The organism is Lactobacillus xujianguonis, from assembly GCF_004009905.1.
GTDB classification, from domain to species: Bacteria; Bacillota; Bacilli; order Lactobacillales; family Lactobacillaceae; genus Lactobacillus; species Lactobacillus xujianguonis.
In genome coordinates this window covers 39,631-63,839 of the sequence record NZ_ML136879.1, presented here as the reverse complement: position 1 = coordinate 63,839, position 24,209 = coordinate 39,631, and the positions used below count along the sequence as shown (strand labels likewise).

Genomic DNA, 24,209 nt, shown 5'->3' with positions numbered 1-24,209 from the left:
CCCTCTATTTTACAATTTTGCTATACAAGTTCCAACTACTTTTATAAAAGTTGAACCCCATACATAAACTTAAATATGCAACCTTATCCCTTTTAGGTACATTCTTATCAAAAAAAAGTTCTTTATGATTCTTTTGAATAAATTTAATTAATTCATTTCTTATCTCTTTAATCTTAACTGTACCTTTACTTGTAAATGTTTGATTTAAAGTACTGAATCTAGCATAAATACGTCTACGCAATACTGCTTTTTTAAGATCTGGATATTTTTGAACTACATCATCTGCCATTTTATCGGTCATTTCCAATAAGTCTAACTTTTGGGTAGTAAATTTTTGGGTAGTAATAGAATTACTTCTGATATTATAAAAATATTTAGGTTTAAAACCACACTCAACCTTATTCGCTTTTTCAAATAATTGATAAGTAGTCCCAATATCCTCAAACACTTTTCCTTCAGGAAATTCAAAATCGTTATATAACTCTTTTGAGCCTAATTTAGCATAAGCACACGTATCAACCAAATCGTGATAACACATCATTTTGATACATTCTTTACCAGGCAAAGTATATTCTTTATTGTTTCCAGTATTTATTTCTTTTCCGCTATCTTCATAAACATTCATCAAAGAACAAATTGACATAGACGCAGTAAAATTGCTCTTTTCTAACAAACTATACAAATATGAAACATAATCATTTGAAACATAATCATCAGAATCTATAAAAGTTATATATTCGCCTGTAACATGTTTTAATCCCAGATTTCTGGCTGCCGACAAACCATGATTTGTTTCCGAGAAGATTTTGATTCTACTATCTTTTTTAGCATATTCTTCTGCGATTACAAGAGAATCATCGGTAGAGCCATCGTTGATCAAAATAATTTCAAGATTAGTATAAATTTGTTTTTCTACTGAATCTAAGCATCTTTTCAAGTATTTTTCTACATTGTATATCGGAATAATAATGGAAATTACTGGTTCTGTACTATTTTTTTTCATAGTTTATTTAAAATGCGTCTTCGTCTTAATCCCTATTTTTCTTTTAACAAGAGAAATAGCTTTCTTAACATTATTCTTACCGCCTAATTGCCCCCACTTAAGTTCAGTGTACTTAAAGGCATTAGTTTCAAGCCAAACATCCATCAAGAGTTCTGAAATATAACCATAGACTCTCTGCTCTTGAACTGAATACCCTGTTAGATCAACTTGCTGTTCTAATTTACCTAGTACTCCAAACATGAAACTGCAATACGACTCAAAAACATCCCGCTTCATAATAAACATATTAAACATATGAGCTTTTCGTCTTTTCATTACTTGATCATATTTAACTAAGTATTGGGGATAGTCAGCTTTAATTACGTCACGCGTTTTATCTAGTGGCTCTTGATAATGAGCGTGTATATAATGTGAATAGTTACTTTCAATGTAATAATTCCGTTTCTTAGGAAGAATTACATCATACTTTGATAGTAATTTTTCAACTTTATCAATGCTAATGACATTATTTAACTTATACGGTTTAGAATCAAAAAAGAGACGACGATAATGAACTAATCCAATCGCACCAACATCTTTTAAATTTTTCCAAGCCCAATAAACAGCAGTAAGTTCATTGTAATTTGGATTTTTAGATGAGATGTTTTCACCCTCGTCATCTCTTTGATATTCTATTCCGGGCTTATAATTTTTAATTGCTCCAACTAGTACTGGTAAATACCCCTCAGATTTAGGCATTGGAAATCTTTTATGCGCAGCAATCATTATTACAGTTTTTATCTTAATCACTTAACCTTCCAAATAGGAAATTCTTAAAAAGCTCCGTCTTTCTTTAAAATACTTATGCAACATGCAAAGAAAATCTTGGTGTCATACCAAAAAGAAGCATGTTCAATATAGCGCAATTCAATATCACAACGTTCTGGATAACCAATATTAGCGCGGCCACTTGCTTGCCACAAACCTAATGCGCCTGGTTTCACTGATAAGAACTCATTAATTCTATTACCATATTCAACCATTTCTTTTTTTATAATAGGACGTGGTCCTACTAAGGTCATTTCCCCCAATATGATATTTAAAAATTGAGGTATCTCATCTAACGACGTTTTTCTAATAAAAGCTCCAATTTTAGTAATTCTAGGATCTTCACCTTCAGGCAATTTAAAGCCATTATCTACATATTTTTTATATAATTTAGGATTACTTTGCAAAATTTTATCTGCTTGATAAACCATTGACCTAAACTTAAACATCCCAAAAGGTTGGCCATCTTTTCCAATTCTTACTTGCTTATAAAAAGGATTATGCCCATCTTGAAAAAATATTATAATTGATAAAATTAGAATAAGTGGAGACAATACTATTAGCGCAATAGAACTAATAACTACATCTGTAATTCTTTTAAAAAAAGAATATACACAATGAGTATTAATATTCTCATTTAATTCTTTATCAATCATTCTACTACTCCATCATAAGTTTTTCCCATATATCGGTTGTATTATTTTACTCCTAAAACAACCAAAACTTCTTCTTTTTCTTTAATGGCCGCCAATCAAGTTGTACATTGTCACCATTAACAATTGCCTGCGCATTATCACGAAATTCTTGAGCCTTGACACTCCCAAATTCATTGCTCAATTTTTGTAATGCTTCACTATATTCATATTGACGCTTTGGCAAATCATGTGCATCCGATGCAAAGCAAGCACATTGTCCTGCTTCAATAAATCTTCTGCTCATTTCCTCTATTTCTTTACCAAAACTGCCAACATATGAACTGGCGGTAATTTGTACTAAGCATCCCTGCTCAATCAAGCCCTGCAAGATAGTTGGCTCCTTTAATATCCGACTATTTCGTTCTGGATGAACAATAATTGGCGTAATCCCTCGACGCATAATACTAAAGATCATCTCCTTAGCATAAGCCGGAACATCATCACTCGGAAATTCCAACAACATATATTGTCCATCTTCATCTAAAAAGAGAATGTCATCTTCATCTAATGCCTTAGGTAAATCACCCGAAATCCGTACTTCTTGTCCTGGAAAAATGGTTAATGGAATATTGGCATCATCAAGCATTTCTTGGAAATTCTCAGTGAGATAAATAACATCGTCTTTATGGTTAAGGTAGCGACCATTCAAAGTATGCGGTGTGACTACAGCATGAGTTATTCCATCTGCTACAGCATCTTGCGCCAATTTTATCGATGTTTGCCAGTCTTTTGAACCATCATCAATTCCCGGCAAAATATGACAGTGAATATCAACTAAAGTCATTACTTCTTAAACCTCGAAAGTAAACTTTTCTTATTACTTGTCTCACCGTAGCCATAACCATAGCCATAGCCATAACCATAGCCATAACCATAGCCATAACCAGCATTTTCAGAAGATATATCATTCATTACATATCCTAAAATACGTACTTTAGCAAACTTGAGCATATCAACAGCACGTTTAATAGCTGGCTTTTGGGTTTTAGCTTGACGAACTACAAGTACAACCCCATCAAGATGACTAGCTAACTCTTGTGTATCAGAAACTTCAAGAACAGGAGCCAAGTCGATGATTACCAAGTCGTAATGTGTTTTAACTAAATCAATGAAAGTTCTCATGCGATGTGAGCCAATTAATTCAGCTGGGTTTGGCGGAATTGGTCCAGAAGTAAGAATGGAAAGATTTTCAATTCCACTTTCTTCAATAATATCTTCCAAGTTGATTTCCTTAGATTCAGAAGTTAGCACAGTAGTAAGCCCACGATTGTTGCGAACATTGAAAGTACTATGCAAAGTTGGTCGACGAAGATCGCCATCAATCAGCAAAGTCTTAACACCAGATTGCGCATAGGTAATCGCAACATTTGCAGTAACAGTTGACTTACCTTCACTAACATTGGCAGAAGTAAATGCGAGTGTCTTAATATCATGGTCAACAGCCATAAAATTAATGTTAGTTCTGACAGTTCTAAATTGCTCCGAAACAGGGCTTTGAGGATCAGCCACAGTGATCAATTTAGCACCTTTTTTCATGGTTTCAGTAGTACCACGCTTTTTTCTAAATAATGCCATGTGCTTCTCCTCTCCTAAACCCTACGTCTCTTGCGGGCAGGCTTTTCCTTATCTTTATTTTTAGCAATTTTGAATGATGAAGCTACGTGGAAGTGAACAATTTGCCCTAAATTGATTAAGCCAATCTCTTTTTCCAAAAATTCATCGTCCCGAACAGTAGTATCTGCCATTTCCCGAATCAAAATTACAGCAAATGATAATACTAAACCAAGAATAAATCCTGCTAAAGTAAATAATTTAACGTTAGGCGATGATTGTACACCAGTTGTAGCAGGAGCTACAATCGTCACATTGTTAACATTCATAATGCTTGGAATTCTATCTCTAAATACTCTAGCAACTGCGTTAGCTTCAACCATTGCCTTGTCAGGCGTATTAGTTGTTGCACTAATTGAGAATACCTGTGATTGTTGCTGGGTTGAAACAGAAACCTGCTTAGCCAATTGGCCTGGAGATACAATATATGATCTACCACTTCTTTCAACAATAGCAGGCTGAGCAGCTCTCACTAATCTTCTACGGCCGTCATTAGTGTAGCGATATTTGGCTGGCTGCGCTTTTTTAACTACTACAACTGGATTAGCTAATCGATCAGAAGCTTCCTTCAAAATGACATGGCTAGTTACAATATCCTTATATGTGGTAACTAATTGCATATTAGCTTGCTGCGTTGTATAAGCCGCATTAGGGTCATTCTTGTTTGCCTTTTGGTTAACTAATAATTGAGCAGACGAAGTGTACTTAGCTGGCATAATAAAATTTGAAACAGCAAACCCTACAGCTGCTAACCCAACACTCCAAATAATCAATGCCCAAATATGTTTGCGGCAGATTCTCAAAAGTTGTATTAAATCGATCGTATTCGTATTATTTTCTTGTTTTTCCATTAATACTCTTCCTAATTCATATTGTAGCCAGAATCGTCTTTGATCACAGTAGTCTTGGGCACTTCAAGGGCTTGTCTTAACTTATCAGATACACGTTGACGCTCTCGCCTACTAATTACTTCAATTTCCATATTGCCAAACTTAACGTTGTTGGTCATCTTACTTACACCCTGTGCATGATCAGGACTAACTTGATTAGTAGCTCTACGATAATCCATTCCAATCTTGTACATTTGATTCATAGTCAAGTCAGTTTGCATTTCGTTAGAAATCGAAGTTAAGAACTTCGAATTAAGAAGGGTGGCTGGTGAAACAGACTTCTTAAGAAGAGCCATTACTACACGCCGATCACGATCTTGACGGCCATAATCTTGCCGAGGATCTCCATGACGAAGTTGAGCAAATGCTAAAGCACCTCGTCCATCTAAGTGATAGGTCCTGCCTGCAACGAAGTGATGCCCCATGTTATCAAAGGTTAATGGCGAAGTTACATCAATTCCTCCAACTTGATTAATTGCCTTCTCAAGACCACCCATGTTGATCATAATGTAGCCATCAATTGGAACACTATAATACTTATCAAGCGTCTTAATAGTCTCACTGACGCCGCCAAGAGTGTACGCCGAATTGATCTTAGTTACACCATATGATTTAAAATCTGGGAAAATTACAGCTGAATCACGTGGAACCGACACAATGGTCGTGGTATTATCCTTAGGATTAATTGCCAACATCATCATTGTGTCAGTTCTCCCTTTCCAGCGACGGCCCATTGCGCCTGTATCTACCCCTAATAATAAAATGTTAATTGGCTTTTTTTCGTTCAATAAATTATCTAAATTACGACCACGGTTACTCTTTGTTTGCTTAGCAACCGGGGTATACATGTTGTCGGTAGTATCGCGGAGATTTTTATAAATCATGCCGCAAACAAAAATTCCAGCAACGACTATAACTGCAATCACAATCCAAAAGATCCGCCAAAATTTATTTCGGTGATGATGTTTATGATGGTGACGTCGATGGTGCTGGACTTTATTTTGATTATTTTCTTCTACCATACGATCCCCCCAAAAAAATTAATTTACTCAGTCCGATCTATTATATAACAATATAGCTTAGTTTTACAGAAGTAAGCCGATGAAAAAGCCCTTTCAGATCTTAAATACTCCTTACTTTTTTACATTTTATCGTAAAAAATGCTTTTTAAATTGTAGATGTAATACAATTAATAATACATACTAAGTGAAAGCAGGTGGATTATGATTAATAACCAAATACCCAAAACTAAAGCATTTATTGCTGGAGTCAACTTAAAAGATCCTAACTTTGACTATTATATGGCAGAACTAGTAAACTTAACTGAAGCAAACAACATGGAAGTTGTCGGCCAGGCTCGCCAAAATGCTGAAAATATTGTTGTCGGCACTTACTTCGGACTCGGAAAAATTAACGAAATTAAAGCAATGGCTCACGGCTTAAAAGCCAAAGTTTTAGTTCTTAATGATGAGTTAACACCTGTACAAATTCGCAATTTAGAAAAATTAACAAAATTGCGCATCATTGATCGAACAGAATTAATTCTAGAAATTTTTTCTAATCGAGCACGTACTAAGAAAGCTAAATTGCAAGTTGAGTTAGCACGATTGCAATATGAATTACCTCGTCTGCACCCTTCCGAAAACACCTTAGACCAGCAGCGAGGCAATGGTGGTTCTACCGGTGGAGGATTTGCTAATCGTGGAGCTGGTGAATCCAAACTAGAATTGAACCGGCGAACCATCGGCAAACAAATCTCTGCCATTAAGAAAGAACTGAAAGCTGTCGCCAGCCAAGAAGAAATCAAAGCTAGTCGCCGTAATCAAAGCCGCCTACCCAAAGTTGCTTTAGTTGGCTATACCAATGCAGGTAAATCCACCACGATGAATGGGTTATTGCAAGTATTTAACAAGCAAAGTGACGAAAAGCAAGTTTTTGTCAAAAATATGCTCTTTGCCACACTTGATACAAGTGTACGTCGAATTGAGATGAAAAATAATTTCAGCTTTATTCTTTCTGATACCGTCGGTTTTATTTCTAAATTACCTCACAATCTGGTTGAATCCTTTAAAGCAACCTTACAAGAAGCTAAAGATGCTGATCTTCTTATTAACGTAGTAGACGCAGCCGATCCAAATATGATTCAAATGATTCGAACTACTCAAAATGTTCTAAAGGAAATAGGTGTTAAAGACATTCCAATGATCACAGCTTATAATAAAGCTGACAAAACTGAGCGCCAATACCCAGAAATTGAAGGGAATGATATCCTGTATTCTGCTACCGATTCCCAATCAATCAAAGTCTTAGCAGATTTAATTACTAAACGCGTATTTGCCAGTTACAAATCCTTTAACTTGAAATTACCACTTGATGCGGGAGATTTATTAGCTTATTTATATGAGCATGCCCACATAACCAAAAAAGATTACCACGATGACTGTATTTACCTAACTGCTAATATTGCACCTGCTGATCAGGCAAAGTTTAAAAACTATATTAGATAAGGACTATCATGAAATTAAACCAAAAATTATTCTTGCTAACTGCTATTAGTGTGCTTACTTTCATAATGCGATTAAGTACCCAACCTGTTTGTGCCGCAAAGTATTCTAAAAGCGAAGCTACACAGGTGCGATCTTTTCAAAAACAGTACCACAAACTAAGCCTGATCGTTTATAGCAAAGACAACCTGTATCAGACTCCACCTAATTTCAGTAGACCATTTCATCCTGGATTGCTAGAGGTACATTATATTTCAACTAGTATGGCCTTCATTAACTATTACCGCCAACTTTGTGGCTTACCTACTGAAAATAATTTTGCAAAAGATAATTTCGATGCTCAGCTTGGCGCAGCGAGCCTAGCAGCAGTCAACGCAGCTATTAACTTAAAGGCACATGGACTATTAGGATACAGGCGCCCAATCTATATTTCAAAAACTGATTGGTATACTGCCGAAAGTGCGACTTTAGGAAATATCAACTTTTTAGATACAAATTTTTCGGCTACTGCTGGTCAGATTGTGACTGATTTATTGCAAGATACTAATAATTTGGCAGGTCCAACCAATACGGGACACCGAGCTTTGCTTTTATCAGCTAAAGCCACACATATGGGGATTGGAGCAGCATATGGTAAAGATAACAATATCTTATACTCTGTGGAAAACGGCGTTTTTGCTGATGATATTTTGCGCCAACCAGCAAAGAAAATCGTTACTTTTCCAAGTAAAACGGTCTTTCCTTATGAATTACTTACAAATAAAACCCGTTGGTCTGCATATTTTGCCTACTCCCAATTTACGACTGTGCCAAAAATTTATATCACTGATTTAACTACAAATAAAAGGTACCGCGCTCAAGATGTGCAAAATTCCTTAACTTGCTTTTACAGTGATGGGTATGCAACTAGCTTATCCTTCACTCCAGGTAAGACTAAACTCATCAATACTCACAAATATCAAGTAAAAATTGGTAATTGGTATTCTTATTCTTTTAGATTATTCCGCGAAAAGAGTGTTTTGACCAAGAAACAGATAAGTAAATAATGCTACAGTGTTAACCTTTTAAGGCATATTTAAGTTGCTAATAAGAATAAAATTGGCTAGCAAAAAAATCTGAGAAAAATATTTTTCTCAGATTTTTACATCCGCTATTCCAGAATCACTAGATCACTCTCTTAGCTACTGTTGGATAATAATATGAGCTTAACTGTTGTAAAATTACTCCTTGATCTGGTGTTGCTGCATTGACATACTGATTATTGCCAATATATACAGCTACATGGTATGGAGCCGTAGTTGACCCCCAAAATAGCAAATCTCCTGGTTGTAAGCTGCTCATTGACACACTCTGTCCCATCTTGACTTGATCATAAGTAGTTCGCGGCAAAGTTACACCAGCTTTTTGATAAACATATTGCACTAAACCCGAACAATCAAAACTGTTTGGCCCTTCAGCACCCCAAACATAAGACTTGCCTACTTCTTTTTTAGCGGCATTAGCAATTGTTTTGGCTTTTTGGGCAGTATTTTTCTTAGCTGCCTTATTCAAAGTCTGAGCAACAATTTGCTTCGCTTTAATAATTTTCTCTTTTTTAGCAGCGGTAGCTGTTTTTTTCTTTTGACTAGACGTAAGCTTTACTGCTTTAAGCTTAGCCTTACTTGTTAAAGTTGCAAGCTTCGACTTTTTACTCTTAGTATCTACATTTGCAGTTTTACCAGCATTTTCAGTTCCAACATCAATAGTATAGCGAGCTTGAATCCATTCATTATCGCCTACCATGTACCAGAGCTTGCCACTCTTATCAAGGGCAGTTTTCACAACATTCCATTCTGTACCGGCTTTAGCACGAAAACCCATGAACCGCCCTTTTTCGTAGCTAGTCCAAATTTTAATACCTTTGCCTGGCAAATAGTTAATTTTTACACGTTTAATAGCCGTTTTAGAGGTGGAAGCAGCAACAAGCTTGGCATTAGAAATAGTACTCATCCCAGTAACAGTGATGGCCGCCGCTGCTCCTAGTTTAAAAAATTTATAGTTCATATGTCTTTCCCCTTTTGGTAGCGAAAACAGCGACTAACAACGTTAGCGCCTCCTATACAGAATCTATTCTAGCGGAAAAATCATTACAGTTGTATTACAAATCTTGAATTTTTCAAATATAATTCATACTGTTTAGCAAAATGCTCTTTGATAGCTTAATTCTAAACGGCAAAAAAATAACCAAGAACTTTCTTCTCAGTTATTTTTCTTAGATATTTCTGTTAATTGTTAATTAATTAAGCACACGTTTAGCAACTGATGGGTAGAAGTATGAACTTAAAGTTTGAACTACTACACCTTGTTTAGGAGTAGCTGCATGAATGTATTTGTTATTGCCAAGGTAAATACCTACGTGATATGGAGCAGTTGCAGAACCCCAGAACAATAAGTCACCTGGTTGAAGATTATCCATTGACACTGAAGTTCCTGATTTAACTTGTGCATAAGTAGTTCGAGGTAAGTTAACACCGGCAGCTTGTGAGAAAACATATTGAACTAAGCCTGAGCAGTCAAAGCTGTCTGGACCTTCAGCACCCCAAACATAATTTTTACCTGCTTCAGCCTTGGCTAAAGCAATAATCCCTGCGGCATCGCCAGTTGCTTGCACTGACTTCTTGTTAGTCTTAGCCTTCTTGACCTTAGCAGCCTTAGGAGAGTTAGCCTTAACCGTGTACTTAGCCATAATCCATTGGCCTTCACCAATTTCATACCAAGTTTGGCCCTTCTTATCAACGGCAGTTTGGATAACGTTCCAAGTAGTACCGTGTTGAGCACGATTACCAGTGAAGTGACCACCATTGTAGTTGTCCCAGATGTTAATGCCGTAGTGAGGAACGTAGTTGATCTTCACTTGCATGGTTGCAGCTTGGACATGGTTAGTCGTACCACTAGTTGCTGCATTAACTGCGGAAACACCGACAATGGTCAAAGCCGCCGCAGCGGTTGCTTTTACAAAATTACTCTTAATCTTCAAAATGTGTTCTCCCGAAAGTATGTCTTTTTTATTTGGTAGCGAAAATATTTAACTAGCTACATTCATTCTTGCTGTTATGCTTAATAAAAACTTATAAATGTTTACGTTTTCTATAATACTCCGTCAATGTTACATTTTTGTTACAATTTCGTTGCCTGCATGTAAAAAAGCCCTAAAACGGTTGTTTTAGAGCTTTTTCTTATTTGGGATTTAATTAAGAGTTTTATTCAATTGTTATTTAGTTGTTATTTAGTTGTTATTTAGTTGTTATTCAGTTTCAGACTCAATCTTATAAAACACGCTTAGCTGCTGATGGGTAGAAGTAACCACTTAAGGTTTGCTTGATAACGCCTTGGCCTGGAGTTGCGGCGTGAACGTATTGGTTGTTACCAACGTAAATACCTACGTGGTAAGGAGCACTAGCAGAACCCCAGAATAAAAGGTCACCCTTCTTAAGCTTCTTCATTGAAACACTCTTACCAACATTAACTTGTGCGTAAGTAGTTCTTGGTAAAGTAGTGTCGGCAGCGTTCTTGTAAACGTATTGAACTAAGCCTGAGCAGTCAAAGGCTGAAGGACCAGTAGCGCCGTAAACGTAACCCTTACCTACTTGCTTCTTAGCAAGCTTAACGATTGCGTCACGTTTGTCGTCTTTGGAATCATTTTCAGCGGCTTGAACAGTGTTGTTAGTAGTTGGGATGTTAATTGCGGAAACCCCAGTTAAAAAGACTAATAAAACTGCTGCGAACTTAACTAAATTACGTTTAAAACTCAAAATTATTTCTCTCCTTGATTTCTGTTCTTAATTTTCTTATTTCTGTGATAACAAATTGCTTTTGTATCAATCAACGATTTATATAATACCGGCTGAATGTTACACGAATGTTTCAAAAGAACTACCATCACGTTAAGAAAGAATACAAGGAGTGAAATATTTAGTAATCATTTGCCTTGAAGCCTTGCTACAATCGCATCTAGCGCCTTAGTTGTTTTTTCCCAAGAATCATTAATTAAAATATGGGCTGCTGGTTTTAAGTCACTTGGCAAGTCGTTCAATTGCGCGCCAGATAAGCGTTCGTTGACACTTTTCACATCATCCCCGCGGGCAATTAAACGTTCACGTAATTCATCCCTGGTCGAAGTTGTAATGTAAAGAAAGTACACTTCTGAACCTAATTGTTCCAAATATGACTTCACGCCGTTAATCTCAACAATTAAGGAAACGAGGTCACTTTCTTGCCAGGCCTTGTCTAAAGCTTCTTTACTAGAGCCATACTGGTGAGGGCCGTATTTTACATGTTCGAAAAAGTGCAAGTTAGCAAAGCTCTCATCTGTTTCAAAATAGTAACTTTTTCCATCAACTTCGCCTGCTCGCATCGGCCGCGTGGTGTGCGTAATGACCCGCGGAATGCCGTATTTTTTTTGTAAATAATTAGAAATTGTCGTCTTGCCCGCCCCACTTGGACCAGCAATTAAAATAATTTTCTTCATTATGGAGGTTACTTCCCTTGTAAAAATACAATTTTTATAATAGTATTCTACTATTGTAAAAGAACGAATTAAAAATGGGAAGGAAGACCGAGTCAATGAAAAAATCAAGTGTTAAATTGGGCGCCATTCTTACAGGTAAATCCGAAGAAGAATTGAAAAAGCCATTCCAAGGCAAAGTTGAAAAGATTTACGAAAATTCCGCTCTCTTAGCGATTACTTCTTATGATCCCGTTGACGAAACCGCCATTAGCGATTTAAACAATAAGATCGTTGTTAACTTCAAGAACTTAAAGCCAGGTAAGGCTGCTAAGAACAGTAAGACTGCTGCTACTAATGAAGTTAAGGTTGAACGCATGAAGGATACAGAAAAGAAAACCGAGACTAAGAAAAAGAGTAGTAAAAAATAATACGTTAAATTTTAGTAGGGACTTGCATCCCTGCTATTTTTTTGCCTAAAATTGAGAAACGAGATTTTTAGGGAGTTATTTATGAAAGAAAAAACACGCACCATTTTATTTTGGTTTATTCTCATTCAGCCCTTCTTAGACCTGTACTGGTTCTATAACGGCAAGTTAGCGGAAGTCTTGCCTTTCACCTTGCCAACCATTATCCGGATCTTAGCCATGCTGGTGATCTTCGGCTTGTATTTCAGTCAGAAACAAAACTGGCAAAAGCTCGGCCGGGACAAGTGGCTGATTGCCTATATTGCCTTATTAGTCATCTATTCGCTCTTGCACTTGTGGCATGTTAAAGACTTCAACCGCGTTAATCCCAATGACTACAACTATTCCACAGTTAGCGAATTGTTCTACTTAGTGCGGATGGTCTTGCCCCTGCTGGTGATTTACTTTGTCAAAGAATTGGAATTTAACCAAAAGCAATTACGGCAAGTGATCATGACCATCTCTGGGCTGTTCTCCGGCACGATCGTGGTTACCAACTTGTTCGTCATTTCTTTACGTTCCTACGAGACGGGCTTTATTTCCGCCAACATCTTTGAATGGTTTTTCAACCCTAACATCGGCTATTCTCACATGGCCTCAAAGGGCTTTTTCAACTTCTCTAACATGGTTTCGGCAGTTCTGTTCATGTTGCTACCGCTCATGCTCTACTACTTGTTCAGCCACTATAATTGGCAGATCGTGACCTTAACCAGCGTGCAGGCCCTAGCCATGATTGAGTTAGGAACCAAAGTGGCAGCGATCGGTTTACTCGGCGGCATTATTATTGGGATTTTACTTTACTTAGTGCACCGCTTCTTATTCCAAAACATCAAGAAGAACTTGAAGGCCCTATTAACGGCCCTGATCATTGAAATTGCGGCTTGCGGAATCTTACCCTTTGGCCCAGCCATTCAACGTTACAATTACGAAATTTACTTGGCTCAGCAGTCTGATCATGATTTAACGAAAGAAAATCAAGAGTTAAACGCGGGCCTAAAGAAATACCATGGCGCCAAACGGAAAGAATTTTTACGTAATTTTATTAAAGAAAATTACCAAGCTTATGCCTTGAACAAAAAGTTTGTCTTCAAGTCCTATCCGTACCAATATGACCCCGAATTCTGGCTCGGTGTGATGCGCGAAGATGGACAAACTCGGATGCAGAACCGCCACTTGGAACAAGAAATGTTAAACCGGGTGGTGGCCACTAACAACAACAAGTTAGATAAGTTCCTCGGCATTTCTTACACGCGGGAGACCAATATTTTTAACCTAGAGCGGGACTTTACCTCCCAGATCTACTCCTTGGGCTGGATCGGGATGGTGCTCTTCATCGGCCCTTATGTCGTCTTCATGCTGTACGGCGTTTATAAGTGGCTAACTAGTAAAAAACTACGCACCTACTTGAATTCCTCGCTCTTAGCAGCCGTAATCTTCATGTTAGCCGCAGCCTTCTTCTCCGGTAACGTGATGGACTTCTTAACGGCCAGCTTCATCTTGGCCTTTGTCGAAGGAAATTTGTTAATTCAGATGAAACAGAAAAAGAGTTGAGCCTTTGCTCAACTCTTTTTATTTAACTTGCTTAATGAAACTTTGATCAGGAACTCTAATTAAATAATATTTAGTGGCCAATCTCCCAGCGTGCATCCCCAAGCCATTTTGCCAGTTTTTCTTATATCTGGCGGTGTAGATGGCGACATAGGCGCGTTGATATTTTTGATCCATGGCTTTCAACTTTTTCTTCTGGTAAGGAATCCGAGCCGCATTGACATCACTAGGATGCTCGCCGTAAACAATGGACGCATCATTGCCCGACACCGTCGTCTTCGAGCCTGGCCGGTAGTAAGTATAAGTCTGCGAGCCCATCTTCTTTTTCGCTGAGCTCACCGTGACATAACTAGAATTACCCGTCCCCGTATTCATCACCAAGGGTTCATACTTAATATTAGCGCTAATCCGACTATTATCTTCGAGGTCTGGATTGTCCCACACGCAGAGGTTGAACATCCCCACCAGGGCCACGATAAAGATGACAATTTCGGCCAAATCAATGCCAAAATTCATCCAAGTGAACCGCTTATGCTGCTTAATGATCATCTTAATCCGGCGCCGGCGAATATTTTGCACAATAAAGACCAAGTACAAAATAATGACTACCCATAGTAAAACGCCTAGTAAGTTCCAACTCATGGCAATTCCTCCTATTAAATTAATTATAAGTGAAAAGCGCACTTTTTTGAATACTTAGATATATACTAGAAAGTGTGCAATGTAATTGTCGCATGACAGATATATTAGGTAAGATTATGGTAGCTATAGCATTTTATTCAATTACAGGACAAACGAAAAAGTTCGGCGTGAAAACTGGCCTTGAAGCTCATGAAATTACCGATGAGTTTCCACAGTACGACATGAAGGAAAAATTTATTTTGATTACGCCTTCCTACCAGGATTTCATGATGGATTCACTTGTTGACTTCCTGAATTACAAAGATAATAAGAAACTGTTAATAGGACTGAGTGGCTGTGGTAACCGAAACTTCAACGATTTGTTTGCACAAACCGCCAAGAAAATCTCGGTTACTTTGAACGTTCCGATACTATACCTCTTGGAATTTAGTGGTACGGAGAAAGACGTCCAAAATGTCCGTAAGATTGTTAAGCAACTTTCCGCTGGTGAAACGACTACTAGAAAAGTTGAGAAGCCGAAGGAATTACGCGGAAATATTAGCTTTTTGAGTGATTATAGGTAAAAATGACTGAAAAATTTGAAGCAATTAACTGGAACAAGATTCCAAATCGAGTTGATTACTCAGCTTGGTCACGTTTAAACGACTTTATTTGGGAACCTGAACGGATTCCAGTTAGTGAAGATAAACCAGATTTTAAACAATTGTCGCCTGAGATCCAAGATGCCTTCTTGAAGGCTTTAGCTTCTCTAGCTTTTATGTCAACCATCCAAGTGAAGATTGGTGACAGCGCAGTTAAAAAAGATGCGGTTACGCCACAAGAGTATTCTGTGTTCAATGCTTTGAACTATTTGGAATCAATTGCCAACAAGGGTTACTCAAACTTAATTCAAGCCTTAGCTAATCCGCTGAAGATTAACTCTTACTTTGATTGGGCTAATGACCAAGACGAATTACAAACCTTAGCCCACAAGTTAATCGACATTTATGAAAACGGCGCTGCTTGGCAAAAGAAGATTGTCCTTTCCTTCACGGAAATGGCCTTCTACCACATTGGCTTCTACGGTCCAACTTATTTGTTCGGACAGGGTAAGTTGGTAAGAAGTGCAGAGTTATTAAAATTAGCTGTCCGCAGTACTTCTTTTAACGCCATGTATCCTGGAGTTAAGTTCCGTTTGGAAACAGCTGACAAGCCGGCCGATGAGCAGAAGAACTTTGAAACTTGGACGAATGATTTTATTAAAGAAATTGCCCCAGTGATGGAAAAGCACATTGATAAACTCTACGGTAAGCTTGGTTCAACTGATGATGCTAAGCATTACTTCCACTACACGATCAATAAGAACTTCATGAACTTGGGTTATCCAACCCCGTATCCAGAAGATACTGATAGTTTGAGTGAAACTATCCAAAAAGGGTTAATCAAGAGCGCCAACTTTGAAGACTTCTTCTTCTACTCCAACGCTAACACTTTGACTAAGTTCCACGAAAATAAATAAGTGGAAAACAAAAAGTAACAGCTTTATACACATCTGTGTACAAGCTGTTACTTTTTTTGTGTTTTTTAACTATTTTTTCTTTGTTGTCCGCTTTTTTGCTGTGGATTTCTTTTTGGTAGTTTTAGTGGTGGTCTTCTTGGCAGCTGGCTTAGGCTCCGGCTTTTGGTACTCGCGCACGACTTTGAGCTTTTCCACCATGGCATCTGTTAACAAATCCACATATTTATCAGGATCGGCAACGAGTTCGCTATCTTTAGCTAATTCATCGATTCTGAACTTGGACACGTTAATGTAATCGGAGATGGTTTCAAAATACACATTGACCGGATATTCTGGTCCTTCATCAAAGAAGTTAGCCACCTTCTTATAATTGCTGTAAGGCAAGTTGATAATATTCGTCTCCAAGGCAAAAGTTACGGGACGTTGGCCAGCCACGGCGAGTTGCACTTGCACCAGTGAATTGTGCTTAATGCCAGTGACCGTTTCCTTAATCATCTTTTCGGCGTAGCCTTTAAGTTTAGTTTTTGATTTACTAATGTCGCCGTATTTAACTGTTTCTAGGTCTTGAAGATAATCTTGGTTTTCGATTTTTTCGGTTAAATCTTGTAAGTTGATTTTCAAAACAAATTTTCCTCGTAAACTAATTTTCTTTATCTCTATCTAACTGTAACTGATTCAAGCAAGAAATACAATTTTCTTTTTCCACGAAAACATGCTTTAATTGTTCTCATGGATACTAGAACACAATTACGGCAGAAGAAAAAAATGCGGCTCAAGTTCACCCTTTCTTCGCTCTTCATCATCTTATTAATAATTCTTTTGTTGCTGGTCATCAACTGGCGCCACATTGAAGATCAACTTAGTCAAAGCAATGACCAGATTGCGGAAATGACTTTGAAGCCGAAGCAGAAGCTAAATGTGCCTTTGTTTAATCAATTTCCGGATTTACCTAACGGCTGTGAAGTCACTTCGCTGGCGATGCTCCCGAACTACTACCAGATCAAGGTGACACCTAACGAACTGGCAGAAAAAATTGTTCACCAGCCTTTGACAACAGCTGATGGCAAGCGCGGCAACCCTAACTTGGGCTTTGTCGGGTCAATGAGCCAGCAAAATGGCGGCTGGTGCGTTTATAATCAACCCCTCTATCATTTAGCAAGGCAATACACGAAGCGGGCTGAGAATGCCAGTGGGCGCGATTTTATTCAAATTATGCACCTGGTCTCTGATGGCCATCCCGTGATGATTATTACGACTTTGAGTTTTACCAAGGTTAGTGATATGCAAACCTGGGATACTGATGAAGGTGAAGTTCATGTGACGCCCTCTTCACATGCTTGTGTGATTACTGGCTACAATAAGGACAAGGGCGTCATTTACGTCAATGATCCGTATGGGGCCAAGAATAAGGCGGTTTCGTGGCGCGGCTTGCAGGATAGTTATAATCAGCAAGGCAAGCAAGCGATTTATGTGAAGTAAGTGGTTGATAGTTTTAGATAAAAAGAAGCTCTAAAAGTGCTCAACTATGCACCTTTAGGGCTTTTTGCTTGTGCTATTTTTGCGTATTTTTTTAATTTCGAGATCTGTCAAAGAGTACTTCAACTTCATTTGAATTAAACTTCTTAGATTCAATCTTGATTACTGGTTCACCTTGTGCAAACTTTTTCATTTTATGTAAATTCAGCAATGATTGTGGAATTGCATGAAAACGGTCATCCCGATCAATTAAGGTTAAAGCTAAAACTTGTCGACGTGTTCTTAACGCATAGTCATAATCTAGCAGTAGAGATCTGCCTTTATTGGTTAAACGGACATTTTTGCTTATTAAATCAGGAAAAGAACTTAAAACCTGTAATTTCTGAAAAGTAGTACCGTCTTTTTTTGACTAATACTTTTCTTAAATCAATCTTTTCGTCTCTTGCATCTTCAAAAAAGTGACTACTGCCTCTTAGATAATAAATTCCACACAAATGCATAAAATTAGTATTATTAGCAATTACAGAAATTGAAGTGTTTCTAGTATAAAACGTAATTGTTTTATTAAGAAAAGTTGTATCGCAGCAGCACGATAAATATTGCTTATACTACGTCGTATTGCTGCATATTCTTTTCGTTTTAGTTTTCGATAATATATTTTGTTACTCATCATTCTCTCCAAAAAAAATGAGTTCACACGTTATATGTGAACTCATTACGGTCGGTTTAGTTTTGGTGTCTGCCACCCGTCAGGCCCTTACGTCCTGAATCAGTATCGAGTTTAGTTTTGGTCCTCGCGACCCGTCAGGCCCTTATGTCCTGAATTAAGTATCAGATTATTGATGAGCCGACCACTCATTAGGATTTATTCCTGTTGTCTATATTATAACTGATTATTTTCCTACGCACAAGTGTTTCACTGAGTGTTTTTCTTTCTTTGTCATCGAACATTCTTTCTTCGTCAAATTGGGTAAAATGACTAAGAATAAGATGCTAATGACTAAGAACGTATTTAGTATTTTTACCTGCACCAACAATTTTTATTTTATTCTCATCACGTAACTTTTTTAGATTACGCTGAATTGTCGTTTGACTATAACGCGGAATTAATTCAACTAATTCTGCACGCGACAACGGCTTCAACTGTTGCTGCAAAACCTTCAAAATTAACTTATCTGCCGCTAATTTATGCGTTTGATTATGAACTAACCCCATGCGCTCAATTAAATCACGATACGCTTTTACAATTACGCCTAGATAATAATCAACAAAGGCAGTATAAGAATTTTGATTATCATTCCATCCCTGTGAACTAGCAGCTAAGGCCTCATAATAACTCTCTTTACTATTTTCGATAATTTTTTCCAGACTAATATACTTCCCAACTTCAAAGCCAAGTTGATACATCGTCAGCAACATTAATAATCTAGACATTCTACCATTGCCATCACGAAAAGGGTGAATCGAGACAAAATCGAAGACAAAAGCCGCTGACAGTATTGACGGCGAAAATTTCTCATCTTTAACTGCTTGATTATAGCTGTTGCATAATTGATCAATTAAATCTGGTACTAAAAAAGCTTCCGGTGGATTAAACCTAATTTCTTCATGGTCATCTGCATACTTAGCAATAATTTTATTATTAATATCTTTAAACTTACCGCCCCAACTGTCACCAGAATATTTAAACAAGATATTGTGCATCCCTAAAATTGTCCTCGTTGAAATCGGCATGTACTGAGAATTCTCGTGAATCAAGCTCAAGACATCACGATAACCAGCAATTTCCTTCTCGTCACGATTATGAGGTTCAACCTTATCCGACATGATTTTATTTAACCGTGAATCAGAAGTAAAAATCCCTTCTATTCGATTGGAAGCATCAGTACTTTGAATCTTCGCAACTTCTACTAACTTTTGTAATTCTTCATGATAATCAATTGCATAACTACTAGTTTCACCACGCAATTGATAAATGGTCGTTAACTTCTTTACAATTTCACTGTTCAACGCTAAGTGATTTAAAGTTTGATAATCAAATTGCTTCACGATTTTCCCTTCTTTCTTCGTCATCGAACATTCTTTCTTAGTCATTTTACCTAATTTGACTACGAATAACCAGTAATGACTACGAATTTGATGAAGAAAAAAGAGCAAACCCATGGAAAGGTTCGCTCTTCTAACTCAAGGCCCATATTAAAAAATATCGGTGGGACGTCTTGTTCACATCAAGAGTTGCCCAACATCGGCACTTCCCGTGCTTTGACATTCAAGTCAGATGTCCTCTATCTCAAAATATACGCATCTCGCGTTGTTTTATCGACTCGTCAGCCAGTATTATAACTTATTCTTTCTGGCTTTGTAAAATTTTTTAGTTCGGTAAAACATTTCGGTAATCATCGTTGATAACAAAATCCCCAAGGCAATGGCACACGTCACTATCGCTACGCGCAAAATGGCTGCTTCCCCTTTGAAAACTTCGCCATTAACTAGGGCACGCACTGCTTGATAAGCGGGTACGCCTGGCACAAGTGGCACTAAAGCTGGAATGTTAAAGACAGTCACAGGACACTTCTTAATTCGGGCAAAAATTAGCCCTAAAATGCCGATGATAAAAGCTCCCATCAAGTTGGACAGCATTCGCCCCATCCCGGCACGAGCCGCAAACCAATAGACCATCCAACCAACAATGCCGCTAATCCCAGCTAAGTTCAAGGCGCGGTGCGGGACATTAATGGTTAAGGCGAAGCCCACCGAAGCAATGTAAGAAAAGGCAATATTGATAATTATTTCTAACCAAAATGGCATCTTCAGGCCCCCAAAAACTTAATCACAATTGCGCCCCCACCACCTAGCGCTAAGGCAGTTAAGGTGGCTTCAAACAAACGGACAACTCCAGACAACAAATCGCCCATGAACAAGTCCCGCAAGGCGTTAGTTAAAGCTAAGCCTGGAACCAAAGTCATCAAAGCTCCGACTAAGATATTATCGGTGATCATAGCTGGAAAAATGTGAGTAATCCCCACTGTCACTAATCCCATGACCATGGCCGCAACTAGCTCAGACAAAAAGCGGACATTGGTGAAACGTTTGAAGTAGACATAAGCTAAGTAGCCGACTGCTCCAACTACTGCTGCGGCGGGAAAATCGACCCAATCATAGTCATCCATGAACAAGACCATCAAGGTAGCACTTAAAGCAGCCGCCCCTAAGACTTGCAGCCACAAGGGAAAAGTTGGCGTGGCTGTTGCTACATCAATAATTTTTTGTCTTAATTCAGATAAAGAGATTTTCTTCACCGCAAATTGCCGTGATAATTCGTTAACCCGATCGACTAATTCCAAGTTAATGTTCCGGTCGCGAATTTGCTTCATCTGTGACAAATCCCCGCCATCTAAACTCATGAAGACACAAGTGGGCGTCGCAAATACCCGCGGATCTTCCACCCCGGCATTTTTCGCAATGCGCAACATGGTATCTTCGACCCGGTACATTTCACTACCGCCTTCAATCATCAGCCGGCCGGCATTTAAACAAATATCAAGTACCTCTTGGTAAAATTTGGCATCCTGTTGATTAGACATAATTTTTACCTATTAGTTAAGCATTGAGTTTTTCCAAATCAATGGTCTTATCAACCCAATCGCCACGGAAGAAGTCTCTTTCGTGGGAAACAATAATGACTCCACCTGGGAAGTTAACGATCGCTTTTCTTAAAGCATCCTTAGTATCGTTATCGAGATGGTTAGTTGGTTCATCCAGGAAGAGCAAGTTAGCTGGCTCAAATTGCATCTTAGCTAACTTAACTTTTTCCTGTTCACCCCCGGACAATTCCTTTAACGGACTCATGGCTTGTTGCGCCGTTAAGCCCATTCTCGCTAAAGCTTGTCGCAATTCCTTAGGCTTCTTGCGTTCAAACTCTTCTTGCAAATACTGCAGCGGGGTCATGTTGCCGTTAGGCCAAGTTAAATCCTGCTTGAAGTAGGCCAGTTTAGCCGTGACGGATAATTCAAAGGAGCCATAGATCGGCTTTAATTGACCCAGTAAGGTCTTCAGAAGCGTCGTCTTCCCGATTCCGTTAAAACCCGTAATGGCGACTTTTTCATCCCCACCAACAGAGAAGTTAAAAGCTGACTTCACCAAAGCCTGATCGTAACCAATGACCAAGTCCTGCGTCTGCAAGAGTAAGTTCGAGGCCGTAGCCACATAAGGAAATTCAAAGTGGACTTTACGGTTGTTCTTCGGTGGATTCAAAATATCCATCTTATCCAACTGCTTTTGCCGTGACTTAGCACTTTTAGCTCGCGTACCAGCCTTATTCTTGCGAATATAAGCTTCCGTCTTCGCGATCTTGCGTTGTTGGTTAGCATAAGCCTTCAAGTAAGTTTCGCGGTTAGCGGCTTTTTGCCGCATCGCCTGCTTTAAAGTCCCGGTATAACGGGTGATGGTCCCAAAGTCGATATCAATAATGCAATTAGTGATCCGGCCTAAAAAGTCATAGTCGTGACTAACGACGATAAAGGCGCCATCAAAGTCATTTAAGTAGTCTACTAACCAATCAATGTGGGAAACATCGAGGTAGTTAGTCGGCTCGTCCAGGACTAAGACATCAGGATTTTGCAAGAGCAACTTAGCCAAAATAATCTTGGAGCGTTGACCCCCAGAAAGCTTGGACACATCATGATCAAAGCCCAATTCAGCTAACCCCAGTCCTGAAGCTACGCGTTCAATTTCCGTATCAAGATCATAGAAATTATTTTCTTCCAGATAAGTCTGCACCTTACCGGCTTTTTCCAGTAAGACCTCATCGCCGTTTTCCGCGTATTTGGTGTAGAGCTCATTTAATTCCTTTTCTTTTTGGTATAAGTGATCAAAAGCGGTCCGCAAAAAGCCGCGAATTGTCACCCCTGGCACCAGCTTGGCGTACTGGTCGAGATAGCCGACATCGACCTTATTTTGCCACTTAACTTGTCCATCATCAGGGATAATTTCACCAGTCAAAATCTTGATCAAGGTAGACTTACCCACCCCGTTTTGACCAGTAACCCCCATGTGATCTTCTTTATTTAAGACAAAACTGGCATCTTCATACAGAGTCTTATCAATAAAGCTTTGACTTAAATCCTTAACCGTCAGTAAACTCAAATTCTTTTCACATCCTCATTACTTTTCTACTTGTTCGCGCTGTTGTTCATATTTTTGTAAAGCATCTAAAATTCTGGGCCAGTAACGCTTAGGCAAAATTAGCTGCAACTGATTATGATAAATGGGAAAATCACTAGCCTTCAATCCGGTAATTTGCGCCAAATCTTGGTCAGTTAATTGATACTTCGCAGTAATGCGCTTGATCTCGACGCTAGCATGTCCGCGGAAATATGACAGCCCAAAGAAAAAGATGGCTAAAATGCCGGCAATTAAAATACTGCTTGGCAATTGCAGCCGGAAGCTCCGCACACAGACGAAGAAGACAGCAATAAAGGAAATCAAAGCCGAAATGAGGCCGTAAATGACTGGAAAAAGTGACTGTTTTTTCATTGATTTTCCCTTTCTAAAAAATACTTACTTCCTATCTTAGCTTGAAAAAGAGCAGAAAAGAAGAAAAAAAGTGAATTTCTTCTGAAATTCACTTTTTTCACTTTCTAAAACAACATTCCAATAAAGAAGGTTACTAGTTGCGTGACCGAACCCACCAATAGGATCTTAACCCCGGTACTAAAGGTTTCGGTCTTAACTTGCTTCTTGAATAAAATCTTGTTCTGCTTGTAAACGAACGGTACAATTAAAAATGTTAACCAAACTGTTTTAGGTGCTAGGCCTAAAAATGGTAAGATTAAAATGATGGTAAAGGCTAAAACGTTCTTGACGGCAAAGTCAATGAGGCCCGCTTTTTTACCAATAAAGTGAATAATGGTCGTCCGGTGGTTGTCCTCATCTTCTTGGGCATCACACAAGTTATTAGCCAGCATCAAGTTGGAAATCCACAATTCATCGGCTAAGGCAACGAGGAAGATTCGACCCAGCGTCCCCCAGTCCCAAGTCATGACTTGGTAGGCGTTGATATAAACGCTCAGCAGGACAATCATAAAGCCCATGGTGAAGCCAGAAGCTAGTTCACCTAGGGGTAAACTAGAAATCGGATGCGGACCAAATGAATATAAATAGCCAATGACAAAACAGAAAATTCCCATCCAAAGAACTGGCAAGCCGGCTTTCGTTACCAGCCACAAGCCTAATAAAGCTGAAACAACGGTGAAGCTAATGATCAAGGTTAAAACCAGCTTAGGTGAGATATGCTCGCGGCCGATGATGTTGGTCTGCTGTTGATAACTAGCACTATCAGCGTGATAATAATCGCTATAATTATCAAACATATCTACTACCATGTTGAACAAGAACATGGCGATAAAGAAGACAATGGCCAGGCCTAAATTAAGCTGGTGGAAATAATACTGACTAAAGCACATCCCTAGTAAGAAGGGAATGACGCTGGCCGTCTTAGCCTTAATTTCAATTAATTCTAAAAAGACACTCAAGGACATTTACTTAACTTCCTTTCAAAGTTACAAAAAATTTATAGAAAGACTT

At 38.4% G+C, this 24,209-nt stretch carries 26 protein-coding genes and 2 pseudogenes; 7 read left to right on the top strand and 21 right to left on the bottom strand.

Annotated features, from left to right (window positions below; genetic code table 11):
• Positions 1 to 4 precede the first annotated feature (4 nt).
• The 7 genes from EJK17_RS05120 to EJK17_RS05090 are packed head-to-tail and all read right to left on the bottom strand — an operon-like array spanning position 5 to position 6,028.
• Positions 5 to 1,003, bottom strand: a complete 999-nt coding sequence (locus EJK17_RS05120; protein ID WP_103661374.1) for a glycosyltransferase family 2 protein — start codon at positions 1,001 to 1,003, stop codon at positions 5 to 7.
• A gap of 3 nt (positions 1,004 to 1,006) precedes the next feature.
• A complete protein-coding gene (locus EJK17_RS05115; RefSeq protein ID WP_127796258.1) occupies positions 1,007 to 1,783 on the bottom strand; it encodes a DUF4422 domain-containing protein in 777 nt (258 codons plus the stop codon).
• Positions 1,784 to 1,815: 32 nt separating this feature from the next.
• Entirely contained in the window at positions 1,816 to 2,466 is a 651-nt protein-coding gene (locus EJK17_RS05110) for a sugar transferase (RefSeq protein WP_103661373.1), read from the bottom strand.
• 52 nt (positions 2,467 to 2,518) lie between these two features.
• Complete coding sequence (locus EJK17_RS05105) at positions 2,519 to 3,289, bottom strand: tyrosine-protein phosphatase (RefSeq protein ID WP_103661372.1); 771 nt, start codon at positions 3,287 to 3,289, stop codon at positions 2,519 to 2,521.
• On the bottom strand, positions 3,289 to 4,080 hold the full coding sequence (locus EJK17_RS05100; RefSeq protein ID WP_127796254.1) for a CpsD/CapB family tyrosine-protein kinase: 792 nt from the start codon (positions 4,078 to 4,080) through the stop codon (positions 3,289 to 3,291). Before EJK17_RS05100 ends, EJK17_RS05105 begins: the two co-directional genes overlap by 1 nt.
• Before the next feature lie 14 nt (positions 4,081 to 4,094).
• Entirely contained in the window at positions 4,095 to 4,967 is an 873-nt protein-coding gene (locus tag EJK17_RS05095; RefSeq protein WP_103661370.1) for a YveK family protein, read from the bottom strand.
• An 11-nt stretch (positions 4,968 to 4,978) separates the two neighbouring features.
• Positions 4,979 to 6,028, bottom strand: a complete 1,050-nt coding sequence (locus EJK17_RS05090; protein ID WP_103661369.1) for an LCP family protein — start codon at positions 6,026 to 6,028, stop codon at positions 4,979 to 4,981.
• A gap of 201 nt (positions 6,029 to 6,229) precedes the next feature.
• Here EJK17_RS05090 and hflX point away from each other — a divergent pair, with 201 nt between their 5' ends.
• Together hflX and EJK17_RS05080 are read left to right on the top strand one after the other, a co-directional pair.
• On the top strand, positions 6,230 to 7,513 hold the full coding sequence (hflX, locus tag EJK17_RS05085) for a GTPase HflX (RefSeq protein ID WP_103661368.1): 1,284 nt from the start codon (positions 6,230 to 6,232) through the stop codon (positions 7,511 to 7,513).
• 8 nt (positions 7,514 to 7,521) lie between these two features.
• Entirely contained in the window at positions 7,522 to 8,556 is a 1,035-nt protein-coding gene (locus EJK17_RS05080; RefSeq protein ID WP_210403765.1) for a CAP domain-containing protein, read from the top strand.
• Positions 8,557 to 8,674: 118 nt separating this feature from the next.
• On the opposite strand, the gene EJK17_RS05075 is transcribed toward EJK17_RS05080, so the two are convergent.
• From EJK17_RS05075 to EJK17_RS05060, 4 genes are all read right to left on the bottom strand, one after another.
• Positions 8,675 to 9,553, bottom strand: coding sequence for a C40 family peptidase (locus tag EJK17_RS05075; RefSeq protein ID WP_103661367.1), 879 nt, complete (start codon positions 9,551 to 9,553; stop codon positions 8,675 to 8,677).
• Positions 9,554 to 9,785: 232 nt separating this feature from the next.
• A complete protein-coding gene (locus tag EJK17_RS05070; RefSeq protein WP_103661366.1) occupies positions 9,786 to 10,526 on the bottom strand; it encodes a C40 family peptidase in 741 nt (246 codons plus the stop codon).
• Between the two features lie 289 nt (positions 10,527 to 10,815).
• Positions 10,816 to 11,301 carry a C40 family peptidase gene (locus tag EJK17_RS05065; protein ID WP_103661365.1) on the bottom strand — a complete coding sequence of 162 codons (486 nt, stop codon included), beginning with the start codon at positions 11,299 to 11,301 and terminating at the stop codon, positions 10,816 to 10,818.
• Positions 11,302 to 11,468: 167 nt separating this feature from the next.
• Positions 11,469 to 12,017, bottom strand: a complete 549-nt coding sequence (locus tag EJK17_RS05060; RefSeq protein ID WP_103661364.1) for a guanylate kinase — start codon at positions 12,015 to 12,017, stop codon at positions 11,469 to 11,471.
• A 95-nt stretch (positions 12,018 to 12,112) separates the two neighbouring features.
• On the opposite strand from EJK17_RS05060, the gene EJK17_RS05055 reads away from it, so the two are divergent.
• Both EJK17_RS05055 and EJK17_RS05050 read left to right on the top strand, forming a co-directional pair.
• Positions 12,113 to 12,424: a DUF2187 domain-containing protein gene (locus EJK17_RS05055; protein WP_103661363.1), complete on the top strand. Its 312-nt coding sequence runs from the start codon at positions 12,113 to 12,115 to the stop codon at positions 12,422 to 12,424.
• Positions 12,425 to 12,505: 81 nt separating this feature from the next.
• Positions 12,506 to 14,011 (top strand): O-antigen ligase family protein, encoded by a 1,506-nt coding sequence (locus tag EJK17_RS05050; protein ID WP_103661362.1) that lies wholly within the window; start codon positions 12,506 to 12,508, stop codon positions 14,009 to 14,011.
• Between the two features lie 18 nt (positions 14,012 to 14,029).
• Here EJK17_RS05050 and EJK17_RS05045 read toward each other — a convergent pair whose 3' ends face one another.
• Positions 14,030 to 14,650: an LVIS_2131 family protein gene (locus tag EJK17_RS05045; RefSeq protein WP_103661361.1), complete on the bottom strand. Its 621-nt coding sequence runs from the start codon at positions 14,648 to 14,650 to the stop codon at positions 14,030 to 14,032.
• Between the two features lie 116 nt (positions 14,651 to 14,766).
• On the opposite strand from EJK17_RS05045, the gene nrdI reads away from it, so the two are divergent.
• On the top strand, positions 14,767 to 15,213 hold the full coding sequence (gene nrdI, locus EJK17_RS05040; protein ID WP_127796256.1) for a class Ib ribonucleoside-diphosphate reductase assembly flavoprotein NrdI: 447 nt from the start codon (positions 14,767 to 14,769) through the stop codon (positions 15,211 to 15,213).
• 2 nt (positions 15,214 to 15,215) lie between these two features.
• Entirely contained in the window at positions 15,216 to 16,148 is a 933-nt protein-coding gene (locus EJK17_RS05035; protein ID WP_103661360.1) for a ribonucleotide-diphosphate reductase subunit beta, read from the top strand.
• Positions 16,149 to 16,217: 69 nt separating this feature from the next.
• Here EJK17_RS05035 and EJK17_RS05030 read toward each other — a convergent pair whose 3' ends face one another.
• On the bottom strand, positions 16,218 to 16,769 hold the full coding sequence (locus tag EJK17_RS05030; protein WP_103661359.1) for a hypothetical protein: 552 nt from the start codon (positions 16,767 to 16,769) through the stop codon (positions 16,218 to 16,220).
• 144 nt (positions 16,770 to 16,913) lie between these two features.
• Between EJK17_RS05030 and EJK17_RS05025 the strand changes: the two genes are divergently transcribed.
• Positions 16,914 to 17,627, top strand: coding sequence for a C39 family peptidase (locus tag EJK17_RS05025; RefSeq protein WP_127796253.1), 714 nt, complete (start codon positions 16,914 to 16,916; stop codon positions 17,625 to 17,627).
• 91 nt (positions 17,628 to 17,718) lie between these two features.
• On the opposite strand, the pseudogene EJK17_RS05020 reads toward EJK17_RS05025, so the two are convergent.
• The 8 genes and pseudogenes from EJK17_RS05020 to EJK17_RS04990 form a co-directional block, all read right to left on the bottom strand.
• Positions 17,719 to 18,018 (bottom strand): annotated as a pseudogene (locus EJK17_RS05020) (PBECR4 domain-containing protein); the annotation flags it as partial.
• Positions 17,978 to 18,184, bottom strand: a pseudogene (locus tag EJK17_RS12130) (PBECR4 domain-containing protein); the annotation flags it as partial. The pseudogenes EJK17_RS05020 and EJK17_RS12130, both read right to left, overlap by 41 nt.
• A gap of 433 nt (positions 18,185 to 18,617) precedes the next feature.
• Positions 18,618 to 19,697 carry a Fic family protein gene (locus EJK17_RS05015; protein WP_168180739.1) on the bottom strand — a complete coding sequence of 360 codons (1,080 nt, stop codon included), beginning with the start codon at positions 19,695 to 19,697 and terminating at the stop codon, positions 18,618 to 18,620.
• Between the two features lie 264 nt (positions 19,698 to 19,961).
• Positions 19,962 to 20,432, bottom strand: a complete 471-nt coding sequence (locus tag EJK17_RS05010; RefSeq protein ID WP_103661356.1) for a threonine/serine exporter family protein — start codon at positions 20,430 to 20,432, stop codon at positions 19,962 to 19,964.
• A gap of 2 nt (positions 20,433 to 20,434) precedes the next feature.
• On the bottom strand, positions 20,435 to 21,208 hold the full coding sequence (locus EJK17_RS05005; RefSeq protein ID WP_103661355.1) for a threonine/serine exporter family protein: 774 nt from the start codon (positions 21,206 to 21,208) through the stop codon (positions 20,435 to 20,437).
• Positions 21,209 to 21,224: 16 nt separating this feature from the next.
• Complete coding sequence (locus tag EJK17_RS05000; protein WP_103661354.1) at positions 21,225 to 22,769, bottom strand: ABC-F family ATP-binding cassette domain-containing protein; 1,545 nt, start codon at positions 22,767 to 22,769, stop codon at positions 21,225 to 21,227.
• An 18-nt stretch (positions 22,770 to 22,787) separates the two neighbouring features.
• On the bottom strand, positions 22,788 to 23,159 hold the full coding sequence (locus EJK17_RS04995; protein ID WP_103661353.1) for a hypothetical protein: 372 nt from the start codon (positions 23,157 to 23,159) through the stop codon (positions 22,788 to 22,790).
• A 104-nt stretch (positions 23,160 to 23,263) separates the two neighbouring features.
• Positions 23,264 to 24,163, bottom strand: a complete 900-nt coding sequence (locus EJK17_RS04990) for a prenyltransferase (RefSeq protein ID WP_103661352.1) — start codon at positions 24,161 to 24,163, stop codon at positions 23,264 to 23,266.
• Between the last annotated feature and the right edge of the window lie 46 nt (positions 24,164 to 24,209).